At 50.1% G+C, this 20593-nt stretch carries 18 protein-coding genes; 6 read left to right on the top strand and 12 right to left on the bottom strand.

The window, feature by feature from the left end:
- Nucleotides 1-59: 59 nt before the first annotated feature.
- Complete coding sequence (gene queC, locus ACO0K2_RS14205; protein ID WP_423019903.1) at nt 60-773, bottom strand: 7-cyano-7-deazaguanine synthase QueC; 714 nt, start codon at nt 771-773, stop codon at nt 60-62.
- 108 nt (nt 774-881) lie between these two features.
- On the opposite strand from queC, the gene ACO0K2_RS14200 reads away from it, so the two are divergent.
- Nucleotides 882-2177 (top strand): lipopolysaccharide biosynthesis protein, encoded by a 1296-nt coding sequence (locus tag ACO0K2_RS14200; RefSeq protein ID WP_423019901.1) that lies wholly within the window; start codon nt 882-884, stop codon nt 2175-2177.
- On the opposite strand, the gene ACO0K2_RS14195 is transcribed toward ACO0K2_RS14200, so the two are convergent.
- The 9 genes from ACO0K2_RS14195 to ACO0K2_RS14155 all read right to left on the bottom strand — a co-directional run bounded on the left by ACO0K2_RS14195 (nt 2137) and on the right by ACO0K2_RS14155 (nt 12691).
- On the bottom strand, nt 2137-3969 hold the full coding sequence (locus tag ACO0K2_RS14195) for a serine aminopeptidase domain-containing protein (protein ID WP_423019899.1): 1833 nt from the start codon (nt 3967-3969) through the stop codon (nt 2137-2139). The genes ACO0K2_RS14200 and ACO0K2_RS14195 overlap by 41 nt on opposite strands.
- A 13-nt stretch (nt 3970-3982) precedes the next feature.
- Nucleotides 3983-6544 (bottom strand): glycosyl hydrolase 2 galactose-binding domain-containing protein, encoded by a 2562-nt coding sequence (locus ACO0K2_RS14190; RefSeq protein WP_423019897.1) that lies wholly within the window; start codon nt 6542-6544, stop codon nt 3983-3985.
- Nucleotides 6545-6547: 3 nt separating this feature from the next.
- Nucleotides 6548-7537 (bottom strand): DUF1839 family protein, encoded by a 990-nt coding sequence (locus ACO0K2_RS14185; RefSeq protein ID WP_423019895.1) that lies wholly within the window; start codon nt 7535-7537, stop codon nt 6548-6550.
- Nucleotides 7534-8445: an amino acid--[acyl-carrier-protein] ligase gene (locus ACO0K2_RS14180; protein ID WP_423019893.1), complete on the bottom strand. Its 912-nt coding sequence runs from the start codon at nt 8443-8445 to the stop codon at nt 7534-7536. Before ACO0K2_RS14180 ends, ACO0K2_RS14185 begins: the two co-directional genes overlap by 4 nt.
- Before the next feature lie 21 nt (nt 8446-8466).
- On the bottom strand, nt 8467-9633 hold the full coding sequence (locus tag ACO0K2_RS14175; RefSeq protein ID WP_423019891.1) for an acyl-CoA dehydrogenase family protein: 1167 nt from the start codon (nt 9631-9633) through the stop codon (nt 8467-8469).
- A gap of 1 nt (nt 9634) precedes the next feature.
- Nucleotides 9635-9874, bottom strand: coding sequence for an acyl carrier protein (locus tag ACO0K2_RS14170; RefSeq protein ID WP_423019889.1), 240 nt, complete (start codon nt 9872-9874; stop codon nt 9635-9637).
- A 64-nt stretch (nt 9875-9938) separates the two neighbouring features.
- Nucleotides 9939-10373 carry a holo-ACP synthase gene (gene acpS / locus ACO0K2_RS14165; protein WP_423019887.1) on the bottom strand — a complete coding sequence of 145 codons (435 nt, stop codon included), beginning with the start codon at nt 10371-10373 and terminating at the stop codon, nt 9939-9941.
- Between the two features lie 382 nt (nt 10374-10755).
- On the bottom strand, nt 10756-11514 hold the full coding sequence (locus ACO0K2_RS14160; protein ID WP_423019885.1) for a DUF3108 domain-containing protein: 759 nt from the start codon (nt 11512-11514) through the stop codon (nt 10756-10758).
- 1 nt (nt 11515) lies between these two features.
- Complete coding sequence (locus ACO0K2_RS14155; RefSeq protein WP_423019883.1) at nt 11516-12691, bottom strand: DUF3108 domain-containing protein; 1176 nt, start codon at nt 12689-12691, stop codon at nt 11516-11518.
- A 151-nt stretch (nt 12692-12842) separates the two neighbouring features.
- On the opposite strand from ACO0K2_RS14155, the gene ACO0K2_RS14150 reads away from it, so the two are divergent.
- Both ACO0K2_RS14150 and ACO0K2_RS14145 read left to right on the top strand, forming a co-directional pair.
- Nucleotides 12843-14147, top strand: a complete 1305-nt coding sequence (locus tag ACO0K2_RS14150; RefSeq protein ID WP_423019881.1) for a branched-chain amino acid ABC transporter substrate-binding protein — start codon at nt 12843-12845, stop codon at nt 14145-14147.
- A gap of 78 nt (nt 14148-14225) precedes the next feature.
- A complete protein-coding gene (locus ACO0K2_RS14145; RefSeq protein ID WP_423019879.1) occupies nt 14226-15224 on the top strand; it encodes a PhaM family polyhydroxyalkanoate granule multifunctional regulatory protein in 999 nt (332 codons plus the stop codon).
- Nucleotides 15225-15255: 31 nt separating this feature from the next.
- On the opposite strand, the gene ACO0K2_RS14140 is transcribed toward ACO0K2_RS14145, so the two are convergent.
- Nucleotides 15256-16158, bottom strand: coding sequence for a LysR family transcriptional regulator (locus ACO0K2_RS14140; RefSeq protein WP_423019877.1), 903 nt, complete (start codon nt 16156-16158; stop codon nt 15256-15258).
- Between the two features lie 184 nt (nt 16159-16342).
- Between ACO0K2_RS14140 and ACO0K2_RS14135 the strand changes: the two genes are divergently transcribed.
- Together ACO0K2_RS14135 and ACO0K2_RS14130 are read left to right on the top strand one after the other, a co-directional pair.
- Nucleotides 16343-17383 carry a YeiH family protein gene (locus ACO0K2_RS14135; protein ID WP_423019875.1) on the top strand — a complete coding sequence of 347 codons (1041 nt, stop codon included), beginning with the start codon at nt 16343-16345 and terminating at the stop codon, nt 17381-17383.
- A gap of 51 nt (nt 17384-17434) precedes the next feature.
- Nucleotides 17435-17683, top strand: coding sequence for a DUF3297 family protein (locus ACO0K2_RS14130; protein ID WP_186912714.1), 249 nt, complete (start codon nt 17435-17437; stop codon nt 17681-17683).
- Nucleotides 17684-17790: 107 nt separating this feature from the next.
- Here ACO0K2_RS14130 and ACO0K2_RS14125 read toward each other — a convergent pair whose 3' ends face one another.
- Nucleotides 17791-18330, bottom strand: coding sequence for a PadR family transcriptional regulator (locus ACO0K2_RS14125; protein ID WP_423019873.1), 540 nt, complete (start codon nt 18328-18330; stop codon nt 17791-17793).
- A 238-nt stretch (nt 18331-18568) separates the two neighbouring features.
- Between ACO0K2_RS14125 and ACO0K2_RS14120 the strand changes: the two genes are divergently transcribed.
- Nucleotides 18569-20584 (top strand): FAD-dependent oxidoreductase, encoded by a 2016-nt coding sequence (locus tag ACO0K2_RS14120; protein WP_423019871.1) that lies wholly within the window; start codon nt 18569-18571, stop codon nt 20582-20584.
- Nucleotides 20585-20593: the final 9 nt, after the last annotated feature.

Here is a 20593-nt window from a genome sequence, read left to right as displayed (position 1 = left end):
TTACAAGCGAACCGTCAATGTACACGACACCACACAAGACACTGTGCAGACCAATCTTATTATTGACGATTTTTATACTGCTGGTAACCACGAGCGCGTAATTCGCAGGCGGGGCAGGTGCCACAGCCATGCCCCCAATCGTTCAGTGCACCGCGCTCGCCGAGGTAGCACGTGTGGGTATCAGCACGAATCAGATCGATCATTGCTTGACCGCCAAGTTGTTCTGCTAACTCCCAAGTTTGGGCTTTATCGATCCACATTAAAGGTGTTTCGAGTTTGAGGCGTGTTGCCATCCCCAGATTGAGCGCGACTTGCAGCGCTTTCATGGTGTCGTCCCGGCAATCGGGATAGCCAGAAAAATCGGTTTCGCACATGCCGCCAACCAATACATTGAGGCCACGACGATAAGCCAGTGTGGCTGCCACCATCATAAACATCAGGTTGCGACCCGGTACGAAGGTATTGGGTAAGCCATTTTCTTGCATTTCAATCGCAATATCTTCAGTCATGGCAGTGTGGGATAACTGTGAGATCAAGGAGAGATCGATCATGTGATCCTCACCGAGTCGGGTGGCCCATTCTGGTGAAAAACTGCGCATTTTTTTTAATAATTCTGGTCTGACGGTCAGTTCTATGGCGTGACGTTGCCCGTAATCAAACCCAATTGTTTCGACGTGAGCATACTTCGATAATGCCCATGCCAGACAGGTGGTCGAGTCTTGCCCTCCGCTAAAGAGCACGAGGGCACGGTCATTACTGGTGAGAGGTTTCATATAACGCAAAGTAAATGTTGACGCTTAAATGTAAAATACGGAAACTTTTTATTACATCTAAACGCAGAGATGGTAAGGTAAGCTTGATATGAATGTTATCGCAACCCCATGAATTTTTCTAAAAAATTTCTTTCCACATCGTTTATCTCCGTCATTGACCAAGGCATGTTGAGCGCATTGAACTTGCTCATTGGAATGCTTTTATGGCGTTTAATCGAAAAAAGTGAATACGGGTTGTACAGTCTGCTATATGCCGTTGGTTTGCTCGCTGGGTTGTTGATCGATTCTTGGATTGCGGGTCCTTTGGCGACGGTGGCGAACGTTGTTCATGAAAGTGCGCAAAAAATATTGCTCCGTCGATACTGGCAGCGGCAGGTCTTTTGTACCTTATGGATCGGGGGCGTTACTTTTTTAGCAGTGGAGTTTATTCCCGTCTTTAGTTCTCATATCAATATCAACGGGTTTACGGGTCTTGTTTTCGCGAGCTATGTGATTGGGAATGGCTTACGGGAATACGGTCGCACTGTGGGCTTTATTCAGTCCGATTTGCGGAGTGTTTTCCGGCAGGATATTGTGTATGTGCTGGCGGTCATTTCTGGGCTGGCGATATTAATTATTGGTCAACATGTTGACGTTATTTTCGTCTTTACTGTTTTAGCAGTATCTTCATTTCTATCCACAGCCTTCGGTATTGAGCGATTGCGTGAACGAACTGCCACTACCGCATCCGAGATTGATCAAGAGGATCAAGAACTCATCGCGCAGCACCAAGCCACCATCACAGGGCACGGTCGTTGGGCTGTCGTGGGAGTGATTGTTGGATGGCTGACAAACTATAGTTATTTGTATCTGGCAGAACTGTGGATGAACAGCGAAGCCGTCGCAGACTTAAATGCATCGCGTACCTTATTGATGCCGATTCCATTGATCGTTGCGGCGTGGTCAAGGGTGGCACGGCCCGAAGCAGGACGCTTGATTGCCTCCCAACAATGGGCGCGTCTTAAACGATTCACTTTTTTGTCGATTACAGGCATTGAGCTGATTGTCGTCGCCTATGTCGGCGTGTTACTGCTGACGTTTCCGTACATCGAAATCCATTGGATTGGTAGTCAGACCAAGTACCATGGTCTTAATCCCCTCATGATGATGTGGGGTGCTTATTTTGCAGTCAATGCCGTGCGCTGGATTGGCACTACCTGGCTCATGAGTGGTGGCGCATTCCGGTCCATGTTTTACCTCGGATCCGTGACCTTTTTACTGGTCATCGCTATCACCTCTTACACGATTCCCCACTGGGGAACGCCAGGCGCCATTTTTGCACTGATCTTTGTTGAATTGTTTGAAACGATCGTGGTGTGGAAATTTATTTTTCCGCGTCTGCAGAACCCACCTCAAACCGCCTGACAAAATGCGTCGTGATCAAGGTAATGACATGCTTTTGCGCCCACAGCGGCGTAAAGGTGTGGTCTGATCCCTTAAAAATTTCTAACCGGATGCGCGGACTTTTCCCCAACAGCGCACCGTGGCGACCGAAATTTTCAGTCATTAGATCAACACTGCTGTCACCAGCATCCATGAGCATCAAGATTTCTGTTCCTCGCGACTCCATCTGACGGAATTGGCGTGCGATTTTTCCAAGAAAATAATGGCTCTCCACAAACTTCGTGATGAAGGCCTGGGACATGGTGTGTAACCGCTTTTGAACGCGTTGCGACAGTTTGATCAAAATTTGTCTGAATTGGATTTGTCCTTTCAGCAGTCTTTTCCACGTATGCGCATTACGGATCGCTTTGACGTAGAAGTGGGTCGATTTAATCGACTCCTTTTTACGTACTTCAAGACTATCGCCTTCGTTCCAGTGATAGACCAACTGATTCATCAAAATCAGCCCTTTGATGTCTGGCTCGGAGAGTGCTGTCAGGTAGCAAAAGTACGCCCCCGAGCATAAGCCCCCAGCGATGAAACTAGCGCTATCGTAACGATGACGTAAAAAGTGCATCGCTGATTGCATATCAGCGACACCGCTCTTGGCATAGACATCGTTTTCTTTACCGTTTTCGTTCGGTTTGCTATAGCCAATACCTGATTTATCAAATCGCAGCACAGTGAACCCAGCGGCTGCCATCGAACGCGCTAATTTGACGTATAACTGGTGAGTGCCGACACGGTGATTCGCCCCGATGTTAGTCAGTACCAATGCTGCACGTTGCGCTGGATGACGATGTTCAGGCAGACTGATTACACCGACAAGCCCGTCAAAGGTCACGACTTCTTCAATGATGGGCTTTCCATTGCATTGCATTCTCGCTGCCGTTCTCAGCGGCAGATCGATTTGCGGAGGTGTGGCGTCAATGTCGAATTGTGCAGACAGCCAGACGACGATTTCTAGTAAGACTTCATCCGGTACGATGGTTGCATAGGCATCTGCTGGCATCATCGCTGCATAACCTGGGCTGGTACTTAATTGGACCTGCGGGTTAGTCTCGCCCCAGTGAGCGACTAGTTTTTCTTCTTGCCCCACCACATCATCACGCGCGATCACTAGCACAGGAATGGTCGGTGGTGGCATTTTGAGCATATCTAATTTGGCGATACGACTGCGTGTCTCTGCCGTGAACTCATAGCCCGTGAGTTCATCCTCAGTCACTTTCGATCCTGCCCCTTCATGCACGGTTTCTGCATCTCCTTGGTGGGCACTCATGTTACGCAAGATCTGTAACTCGCGACAATAAGCACGACCAGAGACAGCTGGGGCAAATGTCACGAGAGACGATGCGCCAACCTCGTCGACAACGCTCGCCGCCAGCAGTGCACCTAATCGAAGACCAAATAAACTGATGTCTTTGACGCCAGACACGTGACGGAGATGTTGAGCGGCGGCTTTGATATTTGCTTGCCACAGTGCGACACGATCTCCCTTGGCATCGGTGGAATCGCCACTGTTGTTGTAATCAAAAAATAGGACGTCAAAACCTGCCTTCGCTAAGGCAACAGCCAGATGCTTATACGACAGGTAGGACACCATATATTCGTGTCCAAACGGTGGACAAAGCACCACCCCACATCGTCTGCTTCCCCCCAGATCACGCTTTCGGGCAGGGTGATACCATCCTAATAGCGATGCTTGCTCATCCCCAAACCACATGGCTTGAGGTGTAAATAAAATTTCTTTACTTGGATGGAGTTGTGCGTCCACGTTGACCTATTCGTTATTCGGATGGTAGAGGGCGAGTCGTCAAATGACACTTCGTGTTGCTGTGCATATTCAGCGCAAGGAGACTGATTTTGGGTGTGCTTGATACGCTTGGTGTGCTAACGGCCGTGAGATGTACTTGCTTGTGTACTCCAGGGCTAAGATGGAAATAATTATCGTCCAATGAATAACCCGGTGCCGAGATCGCGATCGATTGTGCCATGCGATTTGTTTGAATCGACAGCGTCAGTTTGCCAGGCGTCTCTTCGATGAAAGTGCCGGTGATTCCTAGATCGCGTTCCATCGGTAAATCTTGTCCATGCGGATAGTGGTAATCACTGCACACCGGATTGTCGCTACCTGTCGCGTACAAATGCAAAGCCGCCTGATGATGACCAGGAGGACCAAAGCGATATGCATACGTGGTATCGAGGAAATACGGGAGTAAGGCATCTGCACGCCATGTTTGACTACCATGCGCCGCCACATGGACGGGCTGACGGGCACGGGCAACGCAGACGTCACCATGCTTGTAGAGGCATAACTCCATCTCACCTTGAAAGTCATGGGAGGTATCGTTAATGACGTGTAGCGCGAGTCCGTTTAAGCCTTCATCAGTGAGGAAGGCGGTCAATGGTGCCATGGCCCGTTTTAAAAAATAATAGGCTGCTTTAGGCTGTCCTGTGGCATCGACCACACCCCACCCCGCGCCTGCCCACAAATCACGCCAGAACCAGATCAATGCGCCATGACAGCGTGATCCATGTCGACGCCATTCACGCAGTGTTTGCGCCATGACCTCGCCAGTGGTGGTGCGTGCCAATGCTTGATAGCGTTCGCGATCTGCGTACCGTAATCGCATAGGATCAACGCGATATAGACTTGCCATGTAATGGTCGCGGATATCCTCAAAATCCCATCCCGTGCCATGGTCACGCGGTACACGACGTTTCCAATCAGGATGCGGACCGGGCACGACGCCATTCGCCAGTAATCCGTCAATCAATGCTTCGTCTGGCATATTGGAAAAACCAAGACACTCGGATGTGAAGCGGACATCGCTACGGCGGGCATCGTCCAGCGGACGCAGATAAGCGCCGACGCCAAAGTAATGCGCAACACCCGCATCGACCTGAAATGGCATAACACCGCCAGAAGGACTTGATGGCCAATAGAGCGCATCAGGTCGTTGACGATGACAAAGCTGCGGCAGAGTTTCCGCGAAAAACGTATTACGCCACAACTCGGGCGGCTGTCCTAACATCGCAGCCTGCTGTTCGATTTCACTATTGCCACACAACACAGCCAAACATGGTGAGAGCTGCGTACGACGTAAGAATTGTTCTGCTTCTTGTTGAATGTTGAGCGCAAACGGTAAATCACCCACGGGATAATCCATGTTCGCAAACATGAAGTCCTGCCACACAAGAATACCGAGTTGATCGCATAAACGATAAAAGGCTGCATTTTCGTAGACCATGGTCCCGACGACACGCAGCATATTCATTCCTGCATCACGCGCTAAGGTCAGCATGGCCTTTTGGGCGGATTCATCGGCGTTGAGCGATAAAAAGTCGGCAGGCGTCCAGCAGGCACCGCGACAAAAAACAGAGACACCGTTCACATGCAAATGAAAGTCATCGTCAGTTTGGACCAAATGAATATGACGGAAACCTAATTCACCTAAGGAAAAAAATTGTGATACTTGTTCAGTGGCGTGATGGCGAATGACTTCGACAAACGTCGTATATAAATGCGGTTTGCCATGGGTGTGCGGCCACCACCATTGGGCATCGGTGAACACCAGCTCACCTGTCGCCATCAGTTTGCCATCGGTCGCTTTTTCAGTATGAAGTTCTTGCGTCCGGTCACCCACATGCAATCGGATGTGCGCAATGTCCTCGATCGGCGTGGTGCCATCAAATAGTAATTGCGCATGAACGATGCCATCGCTTCCCATGAGCTTACTGTGGATCTCATGCTGGAGTAAGCGCAGTGGGCTGCGACGTTCAACGACAATATCTCGGTAGGGACCGACGGCGGGAACAGGTGGCGACCATCCTGGCATACGGCCAATCAGGCTAGTCCGAATCCATCGTAATTGCTGTTGTTCGACTAATTTTGTTTTCCAGCGCGGTCGCGGGCGACGGTCTGCTAACACTGTATTGAGCGCAACGAAACGCAGGCTCAGTACGCCTTTACCAGAGAGTTGATGTGCTGCCACATCAAGACTATGGCGTACAAACATATTATCGTAGCGTGCCAGTAAGGTATCGTTCCAGAAGACGTCGACGATTCCTGCGAGACCGTCGAAATGGATAAAACGCATATCGTCAGTGATCTCTGTGTCAGCACAAAACCAGATATCACGATCATCAAACGGGCAGGCATCATAGGAAAACTGACCGGCTTCTCGCAGGGCAGACGCTGCAGTGCAAGGCACGGTCACTGGCATGGCGGCGAGCGCTTGTTGTTCCAATGCGGAGGGCAAAGCGCACGCTGAAGGCGCTGTCATTGACATGCGCCAGTCAGCAGCAAGCAGGCTGTTGTCCTGATTGTCTGGTGTGTGGCTCAACATTGTTTAACGCGTCCCTTGCAGAGAGTGGTCTAGTGCAGCCATACCCTGATCCCAATGTAATGCCAGTTGGGTGGTTAATGGTGCTAAATCAACAGCGCGTTTTCCCATCACCGCACGTGCAGTTTTCAGCAGTAAGGTTTTCGTTGTTTCGGAAATCAGATCAAATTCTTGCGCCGCTATCGCAAACTGCCCTTGGCCTTGTTGTTCCAACCAGCGCAGGTATTGGGCACCCAGACTAAATCCTGCACCCAGTTGACGCAAGGTAGCAAACGCATAGGCGTGATAGGCTGCCATTCCTTCGTCTTTTAATTGTTCCACGTCGCGGAGAAACACGGGTTCAAACGCGCGCACGGGATTTTGCTCAGGACGGCGCGCTAGATGCTTGTGCAGCAGCTTGAGCGACATACTCGCCAAGATTGCGTCGTCATGATGTTGTACGCGGTCAAGACGGACAAATTCGGCAAATAAGGGCATGAACGTCGGGTCATGAGGCTTATTGACACGGAAGGTTTCAATAAAATCTTCACCCGCGAGTTCATGGTAACTGCTGTTATGGAAATAACCCATTCGCTGGGCTTCCAGATCAATTTCTTGAATGGCGATGGTTGTTTTGACGTGATTGGTGCGGTAATCCGTGCCCGAGGTATCTGGCAGATAAAATGCATCACTCTCCGTCAATACCAAGCGACCACGTTTTAATTGTTCGCAGGCATTGGGTAACAAGCCACGCCAGACATTGAGCTCTTGCACATCGATGCCGTACAAGGCAAATAGATCCTCATGCGGTGGCTTATAAAACGTCCACTGATCGCCATCAAAGTCATTGGCAAAGACCATTGCGAGGCATGCCAAGGGGTTGAGTTTTTGCGCGTGCAATACCTCAACCCAGACGTCGATGTAGCAGTTCGTCTCCGCCCAAGCCCGTTCGGCCCCATGCAGTGCATGAGGCTGATAACTGGCGTGATCAATTGTCGGTAAAGCGCAGAGAGTCATAATCCGAGAATGTCGCGGGTTGTCGTTGGCCACGTGGCAGTGTCCATGCCGTGGGTTTTGAATAAGGCCATGACGATGCGTTCTAGCCCGAAACCAAGACATGCTGTGTGTGCGACATCGCCACTGGCTGTTTTAATATCGAACAACTTACCAAAGTGATCTTGGTGATAGTTGAATGAACAGACAGCCGTTGGTTTTTCTTGTGAGATCACCGGAATCACGACTTCAAATTTCAATTGCTGTTCACGTTGATTCGCTGCCAGCATGCGACCACCACGACCAAAGAATGGATCAGAAGCCACTTCGGAATGCGCAGGCAACTCTAAAGAGCGCAGAATGTCGATACCACGTTGCAGCCACGTATCACGCCATGCAACGACCATCTCAGGTGTACCCACACGCACAAATTCACGAACGCGGAACGATTGCATACGGGTTGGCTCTGGTGATGGCTCATTGCGGAACACCCAGTTTTGCATATCGACTAAGCGACCATCCGCTGGCAAGGTTCCTGTGAAACTTGGATACACGGGATAACATGCTGCCGGGGTCAAGCAAACACCCGTCATGGTTTGCAGATGCGTCCAAGGACGACCTTCATGAACGTTCTCAATCAGTTCTTTATGCTGGGCTTCATTACCCGTGAAACTAAAAATAGTCCCCGCCAATTGCGGAAACGAATCGAGATATTCGCTGCGCTCTAAGACCTTACGATCGAGGCAAGGAGGAAACGACATTTTTGTCGCGTTGTCGTTGGCGGCAACACGAGAAACATAATCATCAAATAGACGCAGTACTTTTTCAAATACAGGGCCACGACCAAAAATGCCTTGCACGCCGACTGGAATAATATGACCCGCTTCGACCAGATCGTTGGTCAGCACTTCAGGAGAAAAATCGATAGACATGGTTTTCCTTTTTTGATGGTATTAGTCGTCTTTGAGAACAAGCAACAGATTGGCATTGGTTGCCAAAATACGGTCGTTACCAACCATGAGCATCGACGATAAGGCGTCGCGCAAGTGTCGGCTCATACTGAATTTATTATCGTTTTTGTAGGCGAGAATGCCGCAGATCGACAAGGCTTTAATGACGATTTGTGGCAAGGCTTGCGTTGCGTCTACTTTCAGATTATTCATTTTGAGGGAATAACCGATGGAGGATAATGCACCGTTTTCAGCATCATCGGCTGCTGCCAATACTTCGTACTCGGTCAAGCAGGCTTGCACTGAAGTCCGTAAGCTTTGCAGCATGGCGACGAGTTCTGCCAGACGTAATGCCGTGGGAGGCACTGTGCCTGGATTGGCACGCGCTTGGCCACGAACAAAAGTACGCGCTTTGTTCACTGCGGCAGAGGCACACCCTGTCCAACACCCTCCCCACAAAAGATGAGAGACGGGTACGACAGTACGTGCAGACATGTCACCGAAAGGAACTTCCATAATTTGCGCGACGTCACCACTGGCGGTAAGTAGAAATGGTGGGCTGCATGTACCTCGCATCCCCATCGTGTCCCATTTTCCTTTTTGCTCGAGGGTGTAATCTGCTTTGCGAACCAAAATCAATGATTGGTCGCTATTGGCGGCCTCTGGATGGCGACGTGCTGTCACCAACAAATCATCTGCCTGAGCACCATACGAAATTGTCGTCGCATCTTTGACTAAGGTGAAACGATCACCATTGATCTCGACAGCGCATTGGCTACGCCGCATTTCACCCCCGACACCGACCTCTGATGTAACCGAAGCGATCAGGTATTGATGCGTCACTAAGTCTTTGAGGTATTGACGATACCAAGGGTGATCGACAGCATGATCGACAAGTGTAATCACCTGAATCTGGTGCATCGCAAAGACCATCGCTGTTGATGCACATTGACGTGCCAAGACGTCACAGATTTCCACCAACTCACTCAGGCTTGCACCAGCACCGCCCAACTCTGTCGGCACATACGCGCTTAATAATTTTTCTTGCTTGAGTGCAGTGACTGCTTCAATCGGAAAACGTGATTCTTTATCGACAGCGTCAGCATGTGGCGCTGCAAACTCTCGTGCGACTAAGCGCGCCGAAGTGAGTAACGTGGATTCGGTTGTCATATTAGGCAGTCAGTTCTTCTATCGCGGCATGAATAGCGTTAATGCTTTCAAAAACGCTACGTTTCAGCATACGGTCAGGGAATTCCAGATCAAACGCATCTTCTAATGCCAGCATCACGTTGACGCTCGCATGCGATGTCATTCCGGCTTCATATAAGTCCGCGTCATCTGAAATGGTATCGATATCAGCGGAAAATTTACCGTGTTCTTTTAATACTTGGCGGATTTGTTCTTTGCTCATAAAAGTCTCTCGATGGCTGAGTGAAAGTGGGTTTCGTTTTTAAACGTTCATGAATCAATACTGATCATGGTGGTAGGGGCTGACCGACGCTTCTGCTGTTGCGTGATCGGTTTTTTATCGGTGCTTTGCCATGGGTAACGACCGTGGCAATGGCGTAATCTTGGTCGTGGCTGAGGCTTAATACGCACTCATCCAGATCGGCAGCCTGCGCTAATGACTTGGCCTCGCGATGTAATCGGATACAAGGCCTGCCATTGCCATGTCGGACAACTTCAATCGAAGTCCATGGAATGGCGGTGTTGTTATTCACATCCAATATCTTCATGGTGGCTTCTTTTGCGGCGACTCTGGCGGCTAATTTTTGATAATTGAGTTGCTGACCTTGACGACAGTCCTGCAGTTCCTGCAAGGAAAACAAGCGATACAGATAGCGGTCGCCAAACTGCGCTACGGACTGTTCTATCTCAGGAATCCAAACAATGTCAGTACCCAGGCGCATTGTTTTTTTTAGACAATTTGCCTTGGAGCAACTATGACGCAGTCGAAAATGAGGAAACGTGTGGACGTAAGCCATGTTTAATAATAGTTAGCAACACTTGAGCGCACTAGGATAGCCTATGACAAACTTCGTAAAGTAAAAAATGGTCACATTTTCATCTAAATTTTGAATTTTTTCCAAAAGAAAGAAAAATATTTGATCAAAAATTTCCCTATGGAAATTTTACTTCGCGCCCTTCGGGAAATTATCGTTACTTTTTAATGTGACTAGTTGATCTGCGCTAAAAGCACAGCGCGCTAAGGCATGCCGTTGGATCTGGGTGTGTCAGGTGGGAGAGGAGGGAGGGAAGGCATGCACCAGAGCGAGGTGCATGCCATAGTGCTTATAGTTTCTTGACGCTTTCAAGCATTTGATCAATGAATTCACCGTTGGCATCGCTGAATTTTAAGCGTACTGGGTACCATTCAAGATCGGGGGCAAGCCAAATATCGAGTGTCTGATCTTTGGAGTCTGGTGGCGGTGCCTTGCTAATATGGATGGTATTTTGCTCACCCATTGCCGTTGTGATTTTCTCGATCGCGATGACTTTGAAACTCCATGGTTCCGCATCGCGCCGACCGGCGACAAACATTTTCCATTCTGAGCCCGGTTTGAATTGATCGCCGGCAGCGCGTGCTTGTGCGACTAATTGCCAGGTAGCACTGGTTCGATCTTGTTCTCCACCTTTGATGGAATAGGTTTCTTGCGAGGCGGTAAAGCGTATCGTTTTCGCGTCACGATCAAATGTGGTCGTGGTGGGTTGTTTGCCGAATCGTTTTTCGACAAATTTTTCAGGTGCCAAACCAAAACTATCGATAGCCCCAATACTGCTGGCATCCAAAATTTTTCCAAATAAATTGGCATGTGTTTCGGTCAGAATCTGATATGTATTTTTGGTCGGTAACCATTTCACACTCGCTGAGCCGCCGAGTGAAATGCCACTTTGTTTGGCTTTAATGGTGTATTGAAGCTCTGCTGCGGGGGGTGTTTGGAAAGGCGTCTTCGTGATGCCATCCGCACTAAAAGCGAGCGAAGTGCTGAGCATACCGATCACCATCAGCGTACGACGGACGAGTGTCGAAGAAAAAGTTAAAAAACGCATATTATTTGTCCAGAGTGGGATTGAACTGAATCTGTGTCACTGTTTGAGTGGTAACGGCACCGTTTGGTTCCGTATTACGAATTTGCAATGGATACCAATGATACGCTGGTGCGAACCAGAGCTCTAAGGTGGCATTGTAAAAGCCAGGGCGTGGTGGGCGAATGACATGCCAGGTCATGACTTTACCAAGCGGCGTGGTGATCTCCTCTTGCCCTTGAATGACAAACTCAAAGGCGTTGGCTTCGCGATTTTCGGCGACTTGTATCGTCACTTTACGGCCTGCCACGAATTGTTCTGGAGACGCGATACCGATGCCTGCCAGTTGCATAAAAATACTCGCTTTATCCTGTGCGCCGGCGGTCATCGCGATTTGATTGGTGGTCGCAGAAAAGCTGATCATGTTGGTATCGTCATGAAAATGGGTCGCCGTTTCGCTACGTCCTCGGCGACTTTCAGTCATCGTACGCGGTGCAATGCCGTGTGCCCCGAGTGATCCTTCGCTCTGTAGTTGATAGAGACGCAACGTGGTGAGAAGAAGATCCAGTGACGCCTCAATGTGCATGTCATATTGACGATCGGCAGTGACCCAGTCGATTCGCCCGACGCCATAGACAGGGTTCATATTTTTTGCGACATAGATCAGCTTCATCTGCATCGTCCCAGAGGGGGGCGGCACGATATGAAGCTGTGACAAATCGATCTGATTCTCTTGTGGTATAGCAGGCGCGGTCGATGCGTCCTGTGACGTTGTCGCGACGTTGTTTATATCGGTTGTCGAGGGGGTAAGTGACGATGATGCAGTTTCTGTCGGTGTATTGGCAGCATCAACAGGTGTTGCTTGTTGAATCGGTTCTGAGGGATCTGCTGGTGTTGCTGGCGTTATTGGCGACGTTACCGGTCGGGCCGGTTGTTGACGTTGTTTTGTTAGTGGCGTCACTGGCGCAGCAAGTGGTACTGGCGCTGGTGCTGGCATTGTTGCGGCGGGCGACGCCGGAACAAGTTCTACGGTCACTTCCTTTGGTTCTGAATTCGCGGGTGACGATAACATCGATACGTCAGAAAGTCGGTCAAGCAACAACCAATGACAAAATAAAGCCAGCCCTGCAAAGAAAACTATTCTGCGTGGAATATGTCGTGTCAGGCGTCGTGGCAGGTGAACAAAAGAAAACAGAGTCATACAGCGTGTTGATAAGCCTGATGGGTACCAGAGGTTGTCGTTGGGTGGGGCATTGATACGGGTAAAATAGCAGATGTTCGCTATTGATGCAGGTCAGTAGTGCTGACGGTCTTTCATGTCATGCTGACTTCTCCTTTTGAAAAATAATACCATGCGTTTTTCGTTCTCCTCCTTTTCGCCTTTCCGTGCTTGTTGCGCCGTTGTGTGCTCGCTGTCGTTGCTGATCGCACCGGTCACATTGGTTTCTGCGAAGGATGCCGGAAATACCCCGTCATCGCCTATCCGTATCGCGATGATCGAAGGAATGAGCGGACCGTTCACTAACGCGGGACAGGCAGTTCAGCGCAATATTCAGTTAGCGATAGATCACATCAATGCACAGGGCGGTGTGATATTGCCAGATGGACGACATCGTCTTTTGCTGAACGTCTTTGACAATAAGCAAGGTGTCGAAGAGTCCTTAAGCGCATTGAAGCAGGTGACAGACCAAAATATCCCATTTGTCATTCAAGGCAATAGTTCCGCCGTCGCCTTAGCCTTGGTGGATGCCATCAATAAACACAATCAACGTGCACCTGATCAACGGGTACTGTTTTTGAATTATTCTGCTGTTGATCCGGCGCTCACCAATGACAAATGCAGCTTCTGGCATTTTCGGTTTGATGCGAATGCAGATATGCGGATGGATGTGTTGACGGAAGTGATTAAAAATGACTCACGTGCCAAGAATGTCTATTTGATTGGACAGGACTATAGTTTTGGACGTGGCGTCAATCAGAGTGCCCGTGCGATGTTAGCGCGTAAGCGACCGGATATTCATATCGTTGGTGAAGACCTGCATCCCATCGGTAAGATCAAGGATTTTTCTCCTTATGTCGCTAAAATCAAAGCCAGCGGTGCAGATACGGTAGTGACCGGTAACTGGGGAAATGATTTGACCTTACTTGTGAAGGCCGTCAAAGATGCAGGGATGAGCCTGAAGTTTTATACGTTTTATGCCAACGCACTTGGGGCACCGGCTGCCATTGGCGATGCGGGCGTAGGGCGTGTGCGTGCTGTCGCCGAATGGCATCCGAATGTGGGCGGTAACGACAGCGATGCGTTTTATCAAGCATTTCGGCAGCGCTATCCCAACCCGCAAGACGATTACCTATTGATGCGGATGCACGTCATGATAGAGATGTTGCGCACCGCGATCCAAACAGCTCATTCGACCGATGCGACCGCGGTCGCCAAAGCCTTAGAAGGTGCGCGTTTTAATAATGGTTTTCATCACGCACAAATGCGGGCACAGGATCACCAATTATTGCAGCCCTTGTATGTTTCAGTGATGCAAAAAAAAGGCGAGACCGGTACCCGTTTTGATAATGAAGGAAGCGGCTACGGGTTTAAGACAGAAGCTTTTTTTGATTCAAGATTGACGGCGTTGCCTAGCTCATGCAAGATGGACAAGTAAGAGGATGATGCAAACAACAGTCGTATCGGTGTCGCCCTCACCTAATCGACCGACCCCCAAAGATTGAGGAGTATTTTGATGAGTAATCCGTTTTCTGGTACTGAACCATCCGGCTCGAATCCGATGGGGGATCCACTGGGATTTATTAAGAATCTGTGGGGGAGTATGAATATCCCAGGCATGGTGGCACCGCCGATGTCAGTGGACGAACTTGATAAAAAAATCAAGGATCTGAAGACGGTTGAATCCTGGCTCAACGTTAACATGAATATGCTGCGGGGCACGATACAAGCCTTAGAGGTGCAACGTGCAACGCTCGCGGCATTGCAGTCGTTAAGTGAGACTTTTGCACAGCATGCACAGCAGGCGACCACGCCGTCTGCTACGTCATCTGCTGCGCCCGCAGCCCCTCCTACCTCCGCCACAGCACCTTCTGCCGCAACGCCGTTCTCGAAGGGCAACAACGCAGACTGGCCAATGCCCTCAGGTAGTCACAAAATGCCTGAGCCTGCTGTGGAAGATGAAGAGGATGAAGACGACGATGACATCGAGATGCCACCCGAACATCCTGAACCTTCTGTCACTGCCGCTCCTGAGCCAGTCTCAGAGGCCACGACACCGACACCAGAGAGCGAGTCTGCATCCACGACGAGCACGCCGTTCTCCACGCCTGCTGCATGGTGGGGCTTATTGCAGGATCAGTTCAAGCAAGCGGTGACGAAGGCGCTGGAAAGCGAGCCATCGTTTGCGAGCGGTCTGACGACGCCGCTGTCACCAACGACCACGGCAGAAGCGAGCGCATCAGAGGGGGGCACAACATCGAAGCCTCAATCTAAGCCGCAATCGAAGCCTCGATCGAAGCCGACATCCACCTCTCAGCGCAAGGCGTCAACAAGCGCCGCACCAAAGACGGCGGCCAAAACCGCGGCCAAAACCGCTTCGACCAAGACGACAGCTAACAACGCTGCCAGCAATAAAGCAGCCAGTAAGAAAACGTCGAGCAAGTCTGCCCAAGGTGCTGCCACGCGCAAAACGACCGCTTCAGCGAAAGCGAAAAAAGTTACGCCAACATCCTAGGGGTGGTAACGCGACGCAGTGAGAAATCTCATCAAGGAGACGACGTGTCGGTCTCTTCGATGAGTTTCGCACGACAGAGCGCTCGAAACCGCTGTAAGCCACCTGAGAGAATTTTTTCTTGGTGATAGACCAAATAAAACCGTCTGCTTAATGCTGCCCACGGCGTATGGATCGCGGCAAACTCACCACTCAACAGTTTCTCATGAATCGCGCGCCGCGAGACGCAAGCGATACCCAGCCCTGTGCTGACTGCCCGCATAATGGCTTCCGCACTGCCTAATTCTAAGACGCTATTCATCACGCCTAAATGAGGTGCAAAGGCCGCTTCGGTCACTTCACGCGATCCAGAACCAGGTTCTCGTAATATCCATGCTGCCTGCTGTAATTGCGCGAGGTCAGGCGTTGTGTTGGCCAGTGGGTGGCTGGGATGGCAGAACAATTGCATCTGATCATGGAGCCACGGCTCGGCAATGAGGCGGCTGTCATGGCACGGGGCTTCAATAAGGCCAAAATCTGCCCGAAAGCTCAATAGCGCCTCAGTGACATCCTGCGAATTACCAATCGCAATCTCCAAGCGGCTCGCTGGTTCGTCGCGCAGAAATGCCGCCGCTAAGCCCGGCAGCACGTCATTACCGATGGTCATACTGGCATAGAGGCTCAACCGCACAGGGACACCAGTCTTAAAACTATGCTCGATATCGTTGGCACCTTCGAGCAAAGCTTCGGCTTTTGGTAAGAGATAGCGCCCGTTTTCATTGAGTTGCAAGCGCTTGCCGATGCGGTTAAAGAGCGGTTCGCCGAGTTGCTGTTCGAGATCGCTGAGGGCACTGCTGGCCGCCGATTGAGAGAGCGCCAGTTGATTGGCGGCGGCTGTCCCGCTGCCAGTGCGGGCAACAGCAACAAAGACTTCAAGTTGACGCAACGTGATATGCATGGTTCGCGACGTAATGAATAGAGGGTGGTGAATAGAAGCTGATGTCGAGGACGACGACGACAGGTGATGGGAATCATAATCGGAAAAACCGATATTGAATATCAAAATAATCTGTTTTACCTATTTTTGGAAGGAAACTACACTGGCGTCACTTCATCGTTTTTCGCATAAGCATAGAACAATCATGTATAAGCGCTCGCTACTCGCCGGAATCGTCCTCACCGCCAGCATTGCTGCCATTGCGGTGGGCATCAGCCACACAGCCATCGCTGAACACACCCATGCGTCTGCACTGACCGTGGCGTTGCTGTTGGGAATGTTGATCGGTAATACTGTCTATCCAGCCATCGCTTCCCACACCGGGGAGGGTGTTCTCTTCGCGAAAAAAAGCTTGTTACAGCTCGGGATCGTTTTATACGGCTTTCGGATTACGTTTCAGCAAATAAGTCAGGTGGGTTGGGCGGGGATGCTCATTGATGGGATCGTCTTGTGCTCCACCTTTTTTCTGGCGTATCAAATAGGAACCCGTGTTTTCAAATTAGACCGCAAAACATCGATATTGATTGGCGCAGGCAGCGCGATTTGTGGTTCGTCTGCCATTTTGGCGACCGAGTCCGTCGTCAAAGCCGATGCCGCCAAAGTGGCTGTTGCTGTGTCGACCGTGGTGATTTTCGGTACCTTGGCGATGTTTATTTATCCTTTCTTATTTCAATTAAATCATCAACTTGGTTGGTTGGTCGATGCGCAAAGTTTCGGCATGTACACCGGATCGACGATGCATGATGTGGGGCAAGTCGTTGCGGCGGGGATGCAGATGGATGACAGTACGGCAGCATCAGCGGTGATTACCAAGATGCTACGGGTGATGATGCTGGCGCCGTTTTTGGTGTGCTTGTCATTGTGGTGGGATCGCAAACAAGTGCAGGGACAAAGCGATCAAATTGCACATCGCCCACGTCGTATGACGATTCCTTGGTTTGCTTTATTGTTTATCGTGGTTGCGGGGATCAACTCCTTGCACATATTGCCAGCGTCCGTCAGCGACATGGGCTTGCGTCTGGATACGTGGGTACTGGCGATGGCAACTGCTGCGCTGGGATTGGCAACGCATATCAATGCCATCCGTCAGGCAGGTGTCAAACCACTGTTGTTAGCCGCAGTGATGTTTCTCTACCTGATTGTGGGTGGTGCCTTGATCAATCACCTCATTAGAGCGGTGCTATAAAGGCTGGGCGGGAAGTTGTTCTTGGTTGGATTCTGGTAGATAATTGCGCCTATGAACGATATCTCTCAACTCCCCCCATTACCGGACCGCTTGTCGATTGATCCAAGCAGCCCATTTTTTAACCGTGACGTGTTCCAGCACGACGTTGGTATCAAGTTCAACGACAAAGAACGTATGGATGTCGATGAATATTGCATCAGCGAAGGCTGGATCAAAGTGTCTGCTGGCAAAACCCTCGATCGCAAGGGTAAGCCAATGTTGATTAAATTGAAAGGTAAAGTCGAAGCGTTTTATCGCTGATCGACGCTTTCAGGTCAATCTGACAACGCATCCACCACACAATAGAAGAGCTGGTCAGGAATCAACTGGTCGGCTCTTTTTTTATGTGCCGTGCATCAGACATACGATCAAGTGCTTTCGTCACCGCGTAACATGGCAATCGCTTCTTTTGTCCATTGCACGCGGCTTTCTTCAAAGGCGATACCTGCCTTGAGAATCAAATAATGAATTTGTGCTTCACGCGAGAGCGGCGTGGTGCTGAAATCACGTTGTTCAATGTCGCGGTAGGTATGTAATTCTTGCTCGTGCATACGAAGGCGACGCGCAAACTCGTCTGCCAAGCCCAATGGTCCCACCGCCGCATCTGCCCGCAGCTTGACCATCATGTCATCGCGCAGGCGGATTGGATCGCTTTGCTCCGCGGCCCAGCGCTGCAACTCTTCTCGTCCCGCTGGCAAGACCGCAAATTCTTTCTTTCCGGCACGCCCTCCTTCCACTTCGGTGGACTGCACCCAGCCTTGTTCTTCCATGCGTGCCAATTCGCGATAAATCTGTTGATGGGTCGCATGCCAAAAATAGCCGATCGATTTATCGAAACGTCGTGCTAGTTCGTAGCCAGAACAGGGTTTTTCGACCAGAGATGTGAGTAAAGCGTGCTGTAAAGACATAAAAAGACAAAGTTAGAGTGCCTGCTCGATGTGGTTTGACATCGATTTTATATGCAACTGGTTGCATAAACAACGTTCTTTCGCTATTCTTTTCTGTATTCTTTTTGCATTCACCCTATTGTGAGTGCTGATGACAGAATTACCGACCGCATAGGAAACCCACCAACATGAGCAACGACGCCTTTCTCGCGTTAATGTTGCTCTTGTTGTCAGCCCACTTACCGAAGAAGGAAACGCCATGTCTTTTTATCCGCACCTGACAAAGCCATTAGATCTGGGATTTACGACCTTACCGAATCGCTTGATCATGGGTTCGATGCACGTTGGTCTTGAAGAAGTTGATCATGGATTTGAACGGATGGCCGCGTTTTACTCGGAACGGGCACGTGGTGGCGTGGCATTGATGGTCACCGGCGGGATTGCACCGAACGAACGGGCGCGTCCTATGCATGGTGGTGCGATGTTAACCACCGAAGCCGAAGCCGTTCACCATCAAATCGTGACAGATGCTGTGCATGCAGCTGGCGGAAAAATCGCCATGCAAATTTTGCATTTCGGTCGCTATTCCTATCAGCCAAGTCTCGTCGCACCTAGTGCAATCAAAGCACCAATTAACCCATTCACACCGCATGCCCTGACGACGGAAGAGGTCGAAGAAACGATCAGTGACTTTGTCCGTTGTGCTGGACTGGCGCAGTTTGCAGGATACGATGGTGTCGAAGTGATGGGATCAGAGGGTTATCTGATCAACGAATTTATCGCTGCACGCACCAACCAACGCGATGACGAATGGGGCGGTGCTTATGAAAACCGTATTCGTTTTCCTGTAGAGATCGTCCGCCGTATCCGTGAAAAAGTAGGCGCGAACTTTATCATTATTTATCGTTTATCCATGCTCGATCTGGTGGAAGGTGGCTCAACGTTAGAAGAAGTCATTCAACTCGCCAAAGCGATTGAAGCAGCCGGTGCCACCATTATCAACACAGGGATCGGCTGGCATGAAGCCCGTATTCCAACGATCGCGACGAAAGTGCCCCGTGCGGCGTTTGCATGGGTGACACAAAAACTCAAAGGTCACGTCACTATTCCATTGGTCGCGACAAACCGTATCAACACGCCAGAGGTCGCTGAGCAATTATTGGCAGATAACTTCTGCGACATGGTGTCGATGGCGCGTCCATTGCTGGCTGATCCGATGTTTTTCCGTAAAGCAGAGCAGGGTAAAGCCGACGAGATCAATACCTGCATTGGCTGTAACCAAGCCTGTCTTGATCACACCTTTGGTGGCAAATTGACCTCATGTTTGGTCAACCCACGTGCATGCCATGAGACCGAAATTATCGATGCGCCCGTGACCGCACCGAAGAAAATTGCTGTCGTCGGTGCCGGTCCAGCAGGCTTGAGCTTTGCGACCACTGCCGCTCAACGTGGTCATCTGGTGACCTTGTTTGATGCAGCATCAGAAATTGGTGGGCAATTCAATATTGCAAAGCAAGTACCAGGGAAAGAAGAGTTCTATGAAACCTTGCGCTACTTCGCAAAACAAATCGTGTTAACGGGTGTGCAATTGCGTTTGAATACCTTCGTGAATGCGGAAGAATTGAGTGGCTTTGATGAAGTCGTTTTAGCGACCGGTATTACGCCACGAACACCTGACATTGAGGGTGTCACCCATCCCAAAGTGTTGAGCTATATTGACGTGATCAAATCGAAAGCACCTGTTGGTAAAACCGTTGCGATTATCGGTGCAGGTGGTATCGGCTTCGACGTCGCTGAATACCTCAGCCATGCAGGGAAGAGTGCCAGCCTTGATCCGAAAAAATTCTTTGCAGAATGGGGTGTCGATACCGATTACCAACATGTCGGAGGTCTGACTGAACCGCACATCGAAAAATCACCGCGCACGATCTTTTTACTGCAACGTAAAACCTCGAAAGTGGGTGATGGCCTTGGCAAAACGACGGGATGGATTCACCGCACAGGGCTCAAAAACCATGGCGTCCATATGTACGCCGGTGTGACTTACAACAAAATTGACGACGAGGGTTTGCATGTCACTGTTGATGGTCAGCCAAAAACTTTACCCGTGGACAATGTGATTTTATGTGCAGGCCAAGAGCCACGTCGTGATTTGCAGGCCGCGTTAGTTGCAGCGGGCAAAACGGTGCATTTGATTGGTGGCGCAGATGTTGCGGCAGAGTTAGATGCAAAGCGGGCGATTAATCAGGGAACGCGCTTAGGGGCGACGATCTAAGTAGTACAC

Source organism: Undibacterium sp. MH2W (assembly GCF_049340215.1).
Lineage (GTDB): Bacteria > Pseudomonadota > Gammaproteobacteria > Burkholderiales > Burkholderiaceae_D > Undibacterium.
The sequence above is the reverse complement of the archived record's forward strand: the minus strand, read 5'-3'. Positions and strand labels throughout refer to the sequence as shown.

Excerpts from the sequence above, each read along its gene's own strand:
- ACO0K2_RS14150 (WP_423019881.1), top strand. The coding sequence starts at position 12,843 with ATGCGTTTTTCGTTCTCCTCCTTTTCGCCTTTCCGTGCTTGTTGCGCC.
- ACO0K2_RS14190 (WP_423019897.1), bottom strand. The coding sequence starts at position 6,544 with ATGTTGAGCCACACACCAGACAATCAGGACAACAGCCTGCTTGCTGCT.
- ACO0K2_RS14170 (WP_423019889.1), bottom strand. The coding sequence starts at position 9,874 with ATGAGCAAAGAACAAATCCGCCAAGTATTAAAAGAACACGGTAAATTT.
- ACO0K2_RS14185 (WP_423019895.1), bottom strand. The coding sequence starts at position 7,537 with ATGACTCTCTGCGCTTTACCGACAATTGATCACGCCAGTTATCAGCCT.
- ACO0K2_RS14200 (WP_423019901.1), top strand. The coding sequence starts at position 882 with ATGAATTTTTCTAAAAAATTTCTTTCCACATCGTTTATCTCCGTCATT.
- ACO0K2_RS14155 (WP_423019883.1), bottom strand. The coding sequence starts at position 12,691 with ATGACTCTGTTTTCTTTTGTTCACCTGCCACGACGCCTGACACGACAT.
- acpS (WP_423019887.1), bottom strand. The coding sequence starts at position 10,373 with ATGCGCCTGGGTACTGACATTGTTTGGATTCCTGAGATAGAACAGTCC.
- ACO0K2_RS14175 (WP_423019891.1), bottom strand. The coding sequence starts at position 9,633 with ATGACAACCGAATCCACGTTACTCACTTCGGCGCGCTTAGTCGCACGA.
- ACO0K2_RS14180 (WP_423019893.1), bottom strand. The coding sequence starts at position 8,445 with ATGTCTATCGATTTTTCTCCTGAAGTGCTGACCAACGATCTGGTCGAA.
- ACO0K2_RS14145 (WP_423019879.1), top strand. The coding sequence starts at position 14,226 with ATGAGTAATCCGTTTTCTGGTACTGAACCATCCGGCTCGAATCCGATG.
- queC (WP_423019903.1), bottom strand. The coding sequence starts at position 773 with ATGAAACCTCTCACCAGTAATGACCGTGCCCTCGTGCTCTTTAGCGGA.
- ACO0K2_RS14135 (WP_423019875.1), top strand. The coding sequence starts at position 16,343 with ATGTATAAGCGCTCGCTACTCGCCGGAATCGTCCTCACCGCCAGCATT.
- ACO0K2_RS14120 (WP_423019871.1), top strand. The coding sequence starts at position 18,569 with ATGTCTTTTTATCCGCACCTGACAAAGCCATTAGATCTGGGATTTACG.
- ACO0K2_RS14160 (WP_423019885.1), bottom strand. The coding sequence starts at position 11,514 with ATGCGTTTTTTAACTTTTTCTTCGACACTCGTCCGTCGTACGCTGATG.
- ACO0K2_RS14125 (WP_423019873.1), bottom strand. The coding sequence starts at position 18,330 with ATGTCTTTACAGCACGCTTTACTCACATCTCTGGTCGAAAAACCCTGT.
- ACO0K2_RS14130 (WP_186912714.1), top strand. The coding sequence starts at position 17,435 with ATGAACGATATCTCTCAACTCCCCCCATTACCGGACCGCTTGTCGATT.
- ACO0K2_RS14140 (WP_423019877.1), bottom strand. The coding sequence starts at position 16,158 with ATGCATATCACGTTGCGTCAACTTGAAGTCTTTGTTGCTGTTGCCCGC.